Consider the following 11,416-nt stretch of genomic DNA (forward strand, 5'->3'; position numbering starts at 1 on the left):
GACCGCGAGTGAGGACGGAAGCGACGATCTCGGCATGAGAACGACTCAGACGGAAGCCGCGGCATGGAAGCCGCGTGACCTCTTCGGGGGCCCCACACCCGTGGCCGGAGGTGATCGTCCCGACGTGCCGCCCGCAAGAACGTGGTGAGCTGCCGCGTCAAGGCAGCTCAGACCGCCGGGTGCACCCCTCTTCCTCATTCTCACAGGAGATCTCGTCATGCTGGTTCGACCCGTCAAAACGTTCGCGCTTCTGTCCACGGGCTTGCTCGCGGGTGCGTTCGGCTATGGCGCCGTGAACGTCGTCTACGCGTTCCGGGCCGTTCCCCTCGATGTGCGATTCACGTTCCACACGGCGTTGATGGGGGTGAACGGCCTCGTCATGCAGACGCTGATGGCCCTGGCGGTGGTCAGCTCGTTCCTGCTCGCCGTCATGACGCGCGCCGTCCCGCGGCTTCTCGCGGCGGGCGCGGGCGCCCTGGTGGTGACCTCGTTCCTGGTCACCCGGTTCGGCAATGTTCCCATCAACGGCCAGATCAGGCAGTGGGCCGTCTCCTCGGCCCCGGCCGACTACGCGGCGATCCTGCAGCGGTGGGAGGCGTGGCACGTCGTGCGAACCGTCACCGGGCTCGTCGCGTTCCTCCTCATCGTCCTTCTTACTGTCTTCGGCGACCGGCTCGGCAAGTCCGGCACCGCTGAATGACGGACGGCTGCGCTCCCCCTTCCTTCACCGCACCTCACCGACCATCCGAACCGCTGCCCATGCGGTCAATCATCAGGAGATCGCCCATGCGTTTTGTACCCCGACGTTCGCTGTTGTCCATCTCGGCCCTCACTCTCGCCACGTTGCTGGCCGGCTCCGAGGTGGCGTCCGCGGCGACCCCGGCGCCGGCCGCCGTCACGGCCCGCGGCTGGAGCGCCACCTGGAGTACCTCGCCGCAGCGCCCGGGCCCGAACTACACCCCGAACTGGTCCGAGCAGGGCTTCGCGAACCAGACGATCCGCCAGGTGGTCCGGATCAGCGCCGGTGGAATCGCGGTTCGCGTCCGGCTGTCGAACGCCTACGGCAGCGCCCCGCTCAAGGTCACCGGCGCCACCGTCGCCCGCACCGCGAACGGCGCCGCCATCCGGCCGGGGTCGCTGCGGCACCTCACCGTCAACCGGGCACGCTCCTTCACGATCCCGGCCGGCGGCGAGCTGGCCAGTGACGCGGTGCCGCTGCCGCTGGGCGCACTGGACTCGGTGACAGTCACGCTCTACCTGGCCGCGCCAACCGGCCCGGCGACGTACCACGCCCAGGCCATGGCGACCAGCTACCGCGCCACCGGCGACCACAGGGCCGACGGCAGCGCCGCGGCCTTCGGTGAGACCTCGCTGTCCTGGTACTACCTGAGCGGAGTCGATGTCATCGGGGCGCCACGCCGCGAGGGCGTGGTCGCCTTCGGCGACTCCCTCACCGATGGCTACGGGGCCACGTTCGAGGCCGACAACCGCTACCCCGACGAACTGGCCGAGCGCCTGGCCGCCGCGGGCCGGCCCCGAGCCGTCCTCAACCAGGGCATCAGCGGCAACCGGGTGACGGTCGACTCCGCCTGGCTCGGTGACAGGGCGACCTCCCGGTTCCGGCGCGACGTCCTCAGCCAGCCAGGCGTGGGCACCGTCGTCATCCTGGAAGGCATCAACGACCTCGGCATGACCGAAGCCCCCTCACCGATGAACGCGCCGCTCACCGAGGTCTCCGCCGGGGAGCTCATCGCCGCGCACCGCGACCTGATCCGGCAGGCTCACGCCGGAGGCCTGCGGGTCATCGGCGCCACGCTGCCGCCGATGAAAGGATCGCGGTACTACACCGCGCGCAGCGAGACCAAGCGGGACGAGGTCAATACGTGGATCAGGACCTCGGGAGAGTACGACGCGGTGGCCGATCTCGATCGCGCGCTGGCCTCGCCCACCGACGGAGACCAGCTCAACCCCGCCTTTGACAGCGGCGACCACCTGCACCCCAACGACGCCGGATACCGCGCGATGGCTCACGCCATCAACCCGGCCGACCTCGATTGAGGCCCTGAGCCTTTTCCAAGAAAGGCGTCCATACCGGGACTACTCCGTGCCGTCCGCCGGCAGGCGCTCCGGCAGCCCGAGCCGCGGGAACCGGTCGTCGTGGAACGTGACGATCTCGGTGATCGCCCCGCCGGTGACGCGCAGGACGTCGATCGTCAGCGGTAGGTACGCGCCCTCCTGCTTCCGCCAGAGGTAGAAGGCGACGGCGGGCTGCCGGTTCACGGAGGTGAGGACGGCGCGCATGTGCTTCATGCTCTCGAAGCCGTTCTCGACCCAGTCGTTCACCACCGTGTCGCGGCCGACGTGCAGGCCCGGCGTGGGCGGCATCGAGCAGCGGACATCGTCCCGCAGCAGTGCGGCGAGCCCGTCGACGTCCGTGGCCACGCTGGCGTCGGTATAGCGGCGCACCAGCTCGCGCGTCCCGGCGTCCTCCTCGCCGCCGGTCCAGTCCTGCCGCTCGGCGGGCAGGTGCTCCCGCATGCCGGCACGGGCCCGCTGCAGCGCGCTGTTCACCGAGTTGACGGAGTCCCCGAGGAGCTCCGCGACGTCCTTCGCCGGCCAGCCGAGCACGTCCCGCAGGATCAGCACGGCCCGCGGGCGCGGCGCGAGGTGCTGGACCGCGATCAGGTACGCCAGCTCGATCGTCTCCCGCGCGACGGCGACGGCCTCCGGCTCGTCCGCGTCGCCCGCGGGCAGCTCGTCGAGCAGCCGGTCCGGGTAGGGCTGCAGCCACAGCACCTCGCCGCCGGTCGCAGGCTCCGGGCGGCACTTGGCGAGCAAGTCCAGGCAGGCGTTGGTGGCGATCCGGTACAGCCAGGCCCGGAACGTCGACCGCCCCTCGAAGGTCTCCCGCCGCCGCCAGGCACGGAGGAACGTCTCCTGCACGGTGTCCTCGGCGTCCTCGAACGACCCGAGCATCCGATAGCAGTGCACGTGCAGCTCCCGCCGGTGCCGCTCCGCCAGCCCCGAGAACGCCGGCTCGTCGACCTCGCCCAGATCGCTCACGCCCAGCTCCTCCAGTCGCGTGTCCGCACTCATCACGTCATCCTTCCGCCTCGTCGTGTCCCGTCATAGGTGTGACGGGTGCGGGCGCGATAACTCATCACCAGGGTCGGCCGGCATGGCTGATCCGGTGACGGATCCGGTGGCGGAGCACGACGCGCGGTACGGCGAGGAGGGCGATCGCCTCCTGCACGTAGCGCCAGGCGGTGGCGACGCCGATCTCGAATCCGGCGGCGAGGTACGGCCCGTCTACCGATCCGTTGCCGCGAGTACGGCCCGCACGACGGCAGCGGTATCGGTGAGGTCCTCCAGCACCAGATCGGCGCCGGCCGCTTTCAGAGTCTGGACATCACTGGAGCCGGTGGCGACGGCCACCACCCTCGCCCCGCCCAGGTGGCCGGCGAGGACGTCGTTCGGCGTATCCCCGACCAGCACCGTGTTGTGCCTGGTGAAGGATTCCCCGTACTTCCGGGCGGCCCGCTCCTGCGCCAACCCCACCAGTACGGCGCGGTCCTCGTGGTCCATGCCGTAGGCACCCACCTCGAAGTCCACGAGATGCTCCAGCTCGAACGCCGTGAGCTTGCCGATCGCAAGAGGCTCCATGTTCCCGGTGAGCACCGACTGGATCACATCGACTCGGCCCGCCAGCACATCGAGCACCTCGCGCGCCCCGGCCAGGACCCTGCCCCGCTCCGAGATCGCCGCCTCGTAGACGACGAACGCCTCGGCGAGGGCAGCACCGAAGGACTCCAGGAGCTCCTCCGACACCTCGACATCATGCATCCGGAGCGTCTCCACCGTGATCGCCCAATCGGTCCGCCCCGCCATGGCCGCGACCCGCTGCATCGACCGCCCGGTGACCACACGGAAGGCCTCGGCATAGATGTCCTTGCCGACCCCATCGATGCTGACCAGCGTGTGGTCGATGTCCCACAGCACAAGCGTCCTCGCAGAACTCACCTCACAAGCATAACGAGACACCTGTTTTCCCAGGTCATCGCCATTAATGGCCTAGCGTCCGGGACCTGACGGCAGCGGAGGAGGACCGTCCCCTTCCAGCTTGGTCGTGACCTCATCGGCGGGCGGGGCCTTGATGGCGACCTTGGCTCCCCAGCCGGTGAAGCGCGTCTCTCTCCGCTTGGGCCCGCTGATGCCGCCTGCATATGTGGTCAGTTGTCGAGGCAGGCCGGACGTGCTCACGACAAGCCGCCAGCCGATCTTCGCCTTCTTGTCGGGGCCCCAGTACGCGGTCGCCCGGGTCCACGCGGAGACCCTGAACAGCTCCTTTTCGCTGATCTCGCCACGGTAGGTGTTGCCGCTTCGTTTGGCGTGGGCGAGCAACGCCTTGAGGGTGGCCGGTTCGGCGACGTTGAGATAGTCGCCGAACCTGGCGCTGTAGCCCGAGGTCCATCCGGGCGACTGCTTCCACCAGGACTTTCCCTTCGGGAGCATGGCGCCGACGATAAGTCCACGGACATACGAGGTCCGTCCAATCCTGATCGTCCGCTCGGGTACGCGCAGAGGAGACTCCGGAGCGGCCTTCCGGCCGTTCTTGTCCTCGAAGTTGAGCTTCCCGGTGACATCGGATGCCACGATCCCGGCTTTGCCGTACTGCAGGAGGCCCTTGCGCTCGACGGCGGGCTTGCTTCCGCTGAGATTGGGGGAAATTTCAGCGAAGGAGACGCCCCGTCCTTCGATGAGCTGCTTTCTCAGAGCTGCGAGGGGGTCCATGGGGGCGGCCTGGGCGGGGGTGGCGGTCGCCAGTACGGCGAGCGCCGTCGTGGTGACCGCGAGCGTTTTCCTCATGTGAATGGATCATGGTCCAGGCTGATCACGACCGCATCTCGGAGCAGCGCGTTGAGGTCTGCGGTCACGAACCGATCCTTGACACCTTTCGCCGTCTCCGTAGCCAAACGAGTTCGAGCACGGCCGGTCGATACCACCCCGTGACGTGCCTATCCACTCCTCATAAGCTCCACGGATCAACCAACGAGGCCACCCACTTTTCTGTCGAGTGGACGTTGGTCTGCCGGAGGGTATGTGTTCGGTGGGTGAGCTGGTCCGTCGAAGGGAGCGAGCCGTGCTGGACGCCGGACTCCGTGATGAGCTGCTACGCCGCATGGAGCGCGATCAGGAGGTACGGACCCGCGTCCCGCTGAGCGAGCCCTGGCCGGAGGAGGTACATGAAGAGTGCTGGGTTGTCGACACCGATAACACCGCGTTCCTCAAGTCCGTGATCGCCGAACATGGCTGGCCCAGTCATGACCTGGTCGGCGAGCAGGCCGCTCACGCGGCCTGGCTGCTGGTACAGCACGCTGATCAAGATCTGGAGTTCCAGAAGAGCTGCCTGCGGCTCCTGCAGAACGCCGTCGACGCCGGCCAGGCAAAGCCCTCGGATCTGGCTTATCTGATCGATCGTGTCCACGTCGGCGAGAAGCGGCTCCAGGTGTACGGCACCCAGTACCACTCCCCGGACGGAATCCTTATGCCACGACCGATCGAGGACCCCGAACGCCTTGACGAACGTCGTGCCCAGGTCGGCCTAGAACCCCACGCTGACTACGACCGGACCATGCGCGAGCTGTATGGCTGAGGAGGCCTCGTTTCAGAGAGCGTTCGCTCTGTCGGTATCAGCAGGTGACTAAAGTGTCGGCGAGGCTCTTGCCCGAGGTCAGCGATTATTGAGTAGGCGATCTGCAACGGCGTCGATCCCAGCGTGAGGAAGATGCCATGTCGCGGTGAGTCCCTCAGGCGGAGCGGTTCCCAGATAGACCGACGTACCAACGGCCGCGAGCATCGGCACGTCACCGAATGAGTCACCGACAGCGGCGGTCTCGCTCAGGTCGATGCCGACGGTGGCCGCGTGCTCGGCGAGCAGGGTCGGCTTGGTGCTGGGAAAGACGTGTCGAAACGCTCCGGAGCTGGAGACCTTGGTGGCGATCACGTGATCAATATTAAGGCGCCGAGCGAACCACCGTACGTGGATTTCAAAGGCCAGAGAAACGATCACTGTCTGGATGCCAGCTTGGTGCAGCAGTCGAATACCTTCAGCGGCGCCGGGCGCGAGCGAGATATCGCGAAAATGACCGGCCTGGTCCTCGATGGCCTTGGCCCCAAGCAGGTGCCACACGCCCTGTCGTACTGCAGTGATCTCCGCTTCGCTTCGGGCCTGTTCCCAGCGAGCCACCTGGTCAACGACATCGAACCGTTGCGCCAGCGCCTCCAGACAAGTGAGCCCGCGGGTAAGAGTGCCATCCAGGTCAAAGGCGACCAACCGAAGTGCGCTCATCGCCATGACCTTCTCATAAGATCCTGCTGAGGGATATCTTCCGTATGCCCTCCTGCACAAGATCTATGTTTCCGGAAATCTCATCAGACGTAATCTCGGCAAACTGATGGGATAGCGCTTATCGAAGGCATCGAGAGATGAGAACGAGCGCAGAACCCATCTGGTCGCATCACTACGCACCATCGATGAAACGTATGCTAAGCAAGGGAGAATGCGTCACACTAGGGGTTAAACTCAGTGCAGAAAGATCAGATAAAAATGACAGAAATTCACCCCGAAGAGATTTAGGGCCCGCATCGACCGGCTTGAAAATGGACACAAGAAAAACGTGGCGCGAATGATATAACTTCGCCAGGACGAGTTATTGCGACGAAATTTTCTTTTAGCTCGAGATTGGCGTTCAGGGTCAATCCCTTTGGGCTGACTGGCGAGCTACATTGAGCCAATGCTCCCTGAGATGGCTTCAGCTTCGCGCTTCTGGCGGGAGAAGGTAATTTGTTCGGCAATCCGCCTGGCCGATGAGATCGGATCCTCATGCTCCCAAAAGCGGATCACGGTCCAACCGGCCTCGGCAAGGACCCTGTTGTTCTTGGCATCGAGCTCTCTGTTCTTACGGAATTTCTCCGCCCAATATTCTGCGTTCGTCGCCGATTTGGTGTGGTGCTCAGGGCAGCCATGCCAGAAACAGCCGTCCATGAAGACCGCGACTTTCGCCCTGGTGAAGACCATGTCAGCTGTACAGCGAAGGTTTGGCAGTGGACGGACCGAGACTCGGTACCGGAGCCCGAGGGCATGGGCCGCACGCCTGAGCGCGAGTTCCGGCTTGGTGTCCCGTCCCCGGTTGCCCTGCATGCTCTTGCGGACGCCTTCGCTGAAGGCACGAGTCGGCCTCTCGACTGCCATGTGACTACCGTACCGAAATATCAGCGCCCGAATTGAGAACTCAAGCGGCCAGCAACTCGCACCTTGAGATAGAACATCGCCATAGTTCCAAGTCGGACAAGCGGGGTGGAGGAGACACATGCGAGAGGAGCTGATGCTGGTCGGTCGCTATCAGTTGGACGAGCGACTCGGACAGAGCGCCCATGGGTGCCGCCTGGAAGGTCGTCGGCCTGTGGTTGGGGCACGAAGCTGTCCTGAGGATCCTCCCGGATCACCCGCCGAACGAGCCACGCGAGGTTGAGCACTTCCTGTCCGAAACCAAGGTCGGTGCCGCACTTCATCGTTCGGGCATCACCGAGGTGTTCGATGCCGACGAACATGAAGGACAGCAGTTCTTTGCGATAGAGCTGTTAGTTGGTGAAGACTTGACCAAAATGCTGTCGCATTCGCGTAACGGCCTGCCGATCCTGAAAGTCATCCGCATGAGCGAGCGGCTGGCCGAAGCGCTCACCGCACAGATCGCTATGGACGTATGGACCGTTCTGTTCAACACGGCGATATACCAGGACGACGGTGATACCCCGAAGCGGCCTGGTGGGTGGCGTGAGTCGGTGCTTCGACGGATGCTCCCGGACCTGTTCCCCAAGCACTCTCCTGACGATGCGCTCGTCTGTCAACGACGGAGTCCTTTCAGGCAGCGTCGACAGGATTCAGCGGAGGCAGTCCTGCCTGGACTGATCTTTCACTCGGGACAGGCCAACCCTCTGCTGCTAGAGCCGTCAGGGATTCAGTCACGACGTCACGAAGTCGCATCCGGATTTGCCGTTCGTCGAGAGCCAGAAACGAGGTGAACGGGATGAGCCGGCTGACCCGTTTGGTCACATCACGGACGATGTCACGACGTGGAAGGCTTGATTCGGCGATGCGGGTGTCAGCGAGCTCTGAGACGAGAGCGCGGGCCAGCGGCGGAGTGCCACCGATACTACGACGTTCGAAGACCTGGTTGAGATCTGCCTCGGACAGCGTGTCGAGCAGCGCATAGTCGCGTCCATCGCCAGCTGGGACGCCAAGGGCGTATGCCTGCCACCACAACCGACCGAGAGTGTGTCGGACTAGGCCGCGGCCGATCCAGCGTTTTTCGTTATACTTCGGCTGCCAGCGCCACATGACGACATCAGGAACCAGCCGGGTCGCCATGTAAGTCCATACTTCGGGTGCAGCGGCCTCGGCCGGAGCCATATCGGTGTCCTCGAACACGACGGCGGCTAAGGCATGGTCGAAGTCGCGTGTGACGTCGCCGATACGGTTGGGGTAGCCGTAATCCTTAGCGCACTGGCGGATCGCCTGGGCGACGGCCTCCAGATGCTCCCGGCCAGCGGGGATGCCGCCAGTCGGCGCGTAGACCATCGGGTGGTCGAGCCGCGCATTGCGGGCAAGCGTGTCGACATCCTGAAGTCGGATCCGGTCAAGCAGGATCCGCCCCTCGGCATCAGACAGTCGGGGGTACAGCGTCATCATCACGGTGTGCTCGCATCCGTCTCTGAGCGCCCTGCAGACGGGAGTGGAATCGCCCCGGGTCGCTGTCGCGCATCGTGGCCAGCATCGGTGGGGATTCGTATGGGAACAGGGTCCTTAGCAGAACAGCAAGGCTCGCGCCGATACTGTCGACGTCGTCGGCGTAGTCGTGCAAGGTCTCGCGCCACTCGGGCCTTAGCGCGGCTTCGACCAAGCGGCTGGTTAGATCCGACTCCATCCACGCGAGGATCCGCTGTTGTACTGGTGTCGGTGCAGCAGCCTTCTTCGCGGCGTTGACGACCTCTATGTCGGCACTGTTGAGGTAGAGCCGCACTGCGGCCATCGCTGGCTCGGACAGGCTCGTAGGCAACTCGACATGCCAGCGCGCATCGGGGTCGAACCCAGCCTCTGCGAAGTTCACTACGTATGTGGGAAGTCGACCTGCGGTGCCCTGCAACTCGATGCGGGCGGTGTCCTCATACAAGACGTCGCCGGCGTGTTGTGCGAGGAACGGGTCCGTGGCCGGGGTGTCTTCGCCGAGGACTAGGCGGGTGGTGAGGATCAGAGCGCCGCCGAGACATGCCCCACGGATGTCTGCTGTCACAGTGACCTTGGCGCTGTCGGGTACTGAAGTGCGGGAGGCACGGTCGGAGGTTTGTGCAGCGGCTGCAGTCCATTCCACGACGAGCAGCAGCGGAGCCCTACTAGGCAGTGCGGCCTCTCGTAGGGCCCGTACCGTGTCGACCTGGATATCGCGAGTTAGGCGCAGATCAGTGCTGTAGTCCCAGTCTGCCAGAAACGCTGGCAGCGGGACGGTGCCGGTGTCCTGGTGCAGTTGCCAAGGACGGGCGTTGACGACGTCTGCGTCGGGTAGCAGGAATGGGGGAACGCCGCGGTTCATACGTCATCGTCCTCGGTGACAAGGAGTCGCACCTTTGCTGCGGCTCCACTCGCCGGGCGAATGACTACAGTCCAGTCTCGCCGATCGGCTGGGCCCACGGTAACGATGCTGCCGGGAATGATTCGACCAACCTCATCTCGCAGTTCCAGGACGACCGGAATGTCCGCACCGACTGGCGGTTCGTTCTCGCTACCAACATCTAAGGCGACGGACGTTACGACCTGCACTGTTATAGGACGCGAGGCGGGGTGTACCTGAAATCCAGCGACGATGCGTGAGGCGCCGTCCAGACGCACCATTCGGGGCGCGTTTGTAATCCGTGCCGCCGCCGGGACTCCGCCGCCGTCAGGGCGGAATGTGCCTCCGCTACCATCGGCGCCTGGACCGCTCGCAGTCGGAATCAGCCCAGCCAGGCGACTGGATAGCGCCCCCAGCGGTGGCTGGGTGCCGCCGCTCAGTGACATGCCGTTCTGTTGTTCAACATATGTCGCGAGTTCTGTACGCAGTTCCACCTCGGCCCGGCGGATGATGCTGGCTGCATTACCGGTCAGTTTGTCGGGCACCCAGGCATCGTGAGTCGGCGGTTCAGCGTCGGCGAAAGCTTGATCGTGTTCGGGGTCAGCGACGAATACTGCGCCGTAGTGCACTACGTCGTTCGTCGACCGAGGGCCTTCTAGGTAGTCGACGACCAGTCGTGGCGCGCGCATCCGCGCACAGTGATGGGCCGAGCCCGTGAATGGGGCGGCCAGTGAGGCAACGGTCGTATGGATCGGCGCGATACCAGTGCGGATGGCAAAGTGGCCGAGCACGGTGGCTGGGCGTTTCCGGCGAATGATCGTCGGAGCTTCGTCCAGCGCCCGGTAAGCATCAACGAACGGCCTGATGCATGGCTCTTCTTCCGGACGTGGTAAGGAAATGTTCACGCCATCGGCGGTGACCTGGCAGTGCAGCGGCACGACTCCAGCGTCTGTAGGCAGCATAAGCGGCCACAGGTTCCACATCATCGCTGAAGCGAGATATTCAGCGGCCTGATGAACAGTGCGAGGGCGCTCTTCATCGTCCTCACTGCCCACGGCGACAGTCCCAAGAGCCGCGCCCATAATTACGATGTCGGTACCCGTTTCGTTCGGGTGCATCGGCGGTAGATCGAGATAATCGGCTATGTCTTCCGCTTTGGTGTCCAGCATCGGGTCGGGGATTTCGTTGATGATCGGGCCCCACCAATGCCGGCCGGTGTAGACGCGACCATCACGTTGGAATCCTGTTCCCAGCGCAGCAGCAATCAGTCGGGTCTGCAGCCGGCCCTGCCAGCGGCAGCGGGTGCGGACGAGGATTGTGCCGATGCTGCTGGTGGTGAACAGGACCCCCTTGCCGAATCCGTAAGTGCCTCCCCCGAACTGCCGGTCGCGAGGTTCACCGATGTTACGCAGGAGGTTGACGAAGTCGGCCCCGGGCGCGAGGGCTACGTCAGCGCGCAGTGGGCCGCCCAGCCCTTGGGTGCCACGGTCACTGATCACTGCCATGACCGGGTTGCCCGAGCTGAGGAGTTCTTCGATACCGAGGTTGGCACGTTCCGGTCCAGGACACAGCAGGGACCGCCAGCGCAGCAGTTGCTCGGATCCCGGCTGGGACAGACCAATGCTGTAACGGACGCCGCCTCCGGCAGGATCGGCCGCGTCCAAGCTGTTCTGGGCGCTCTCGCGAACCAGGACAGTCAGCGGGTCCATCCGAGGGGTGCCTAGCTGATTGCGGACGCCTTCGGCTTTGGC

General features: G+C 64.8%; 11 protein-coding genes. 4 read left to right on the plus strand and 7 right to left on the minus strand.

Annotated elements, in window-relative coordinates:
- The first annotated feature begins 217 nt into the window (after positions 1–217).
- Both DKM19_RS42925 and DKM19_RS42930 read left to right on the plus strand, forming a co-directional pair.
- On the plus strand, positions 218–700 hold the full coding sequence (locus DKM19_RS42925; RefSeq protein ID WP_110704204.1) for a DUF1772 domain-containing protein: 483 nt from the start codon (positions 218–220) through the stop codon (positions 698–700).
- Positions 701–786: 86 nt separating this feature from the next.
- Positions 787–2,058, plus strand: a complete 1,272-nt coding sequence (locus tag DKM19_RS42930; protein ID WP_110704206.1) for an SGNH/GDSL hydrolase family protein — start codon at positions 787–789, stop codon at positions 2,056–2,058.
- Positions 2,059–2,097: 39 nt separating this feature from the next.
- Here the strand turns inward: DKM19_RS42930 and DKM19_RS42935 are convergent, their stop codons facing one another.
- The 3 genes from DKM19_RS42935 to DKM19_RS42945 form a co-directional block, all read right to left on the minus strand.
- Positions 2,098–3,096: an RNA polymerase subunit sigma-70 gene (locus DKM19_RS42935; protein ID WP_110704208.1), complete on the minus strand. Its 999-nt coding sequence runs from the start codon at positions 3,094–3,096 to the stop codon at positions 2,098–2,100.
- A 213-nt stretch (positions 3,097–3,309) separates the two neighbouring features.
- Entirely contained in the window at positions 3,310–4,020 is a 711-nt protein-coding gene (locus DKM19_RS42940) for an HAD hydrolase-like protein (RefSeq protein WP_162642191.1), read from the minus strand.
- 51 nt (positions 4,021–4,071) lie between these two features.
- A complete protein-coding gene (locus DKM19_RS42945; protein ID WP_110704212.1) occupies positions 4,072–4,866 on the minus strand; it encodes a hypothetical protein in 795 nt (264 codons plus the stop codon).
- Between the two features lie 274 nt (positions 4,867–5,140).
- Between DKM19_RS42945 and DKM19_RS42950 the strand changes: the two genes are divergently transcribed.
- Positions 5,141–5,653, plus strand: coding sequence for a DUF6624 domain-containing protein (locus tag DKM19_RS42950; protein ID WP_204358481.1), 513 nt, complete (start codon positions 5,141–5,143; stop codon positions 5,651–5,653).
- A 78-nt stretch (positions 5,654–5,731) separates the two neighbouring features.
- Here the strand turns inward: DKM19_RS42950 and DKM19_RS42955 are convergent, their stop codons facing one another.
- The 3 genes from DKM19_RS42955 to DKM19_RS42965 form a co-directional block, all read right to left on the minus strand.
- Positions 5,732–6,355, minus strand: a complete 624-nt coding sequence (locus DKM19_RS42955) for an HAD family phosphatase (RefSeq protein WP_110704214.1) — start codon at positions 6,353–6,355, stop codon at positions 5,732–5,734.
- A gap of 426 nt (positions 6,356–6,781) precedes the next feature.
- Entirely contained in the window at positions 6,782–7,372 is a 591-nt protein-coding gene (locus tag DKM19_RS42960; RefSeq protein ID WP_369987252.1) for a very short patch repair endonuclease, read from the minus strand.
- Positions 7,373–7,921: 549 nt separating this feature from the next.
- Entirely contained in the window at positions 7,922–8,749 is an 828-nt protein-coding gene (locus DKM19_RS42965) for a DUF6339 family protein (RefSeq protein ID WP_239514531.1), read from the minus strand.
- Between the two features lie 99 nt (positions 8,750–8,848).
- Between DKM19_RS42965 and DKM19_RS53160 the strand changes: the two genes are divergently transcribed.
- Positions 8,849–9,043 carry an RRXRR domain-containing protein gene (locus DKM19_RS53160; protein WP_369987254.1) on the plus strand — a complete coding sequence of 65 codons (195 nt, stop codon included), beginning with the start codon at positions 8,849–8,851 and terminating at the stop codon, positions 9,041–9,043.
- A gap of 600 nt (positions 9,044–9,643) precedes the next feature.
- On the opposite strand, the gene DKM19_RS50265 is transcribed toward DKM19_RS53160, so the two are convergent.
- Complete coding sequence (locus DKM19_RS50265) at positions 9,644–11,374, minus strand: hypothetical protein (RefSeq protein WP_162642193.1); 1,731 nt, start codon at positions 11,372–11,374, stop codon at positions 9,644–9,646.
- Between the last annotated feature and the right edge of the window lie 42 nt (positions 11,375–11,416).

The organism is Streptosporangium sp. 'caverna' (genome assembly GCF_003203775.1).
Taxonomy (GTDB): domain Bacteria; phylum Actinomycetota; class Actinomycetes; order Streptosporangiales; family Streptosporangiaceae; genus Streptosporangium; species Streptosporangium subroseum.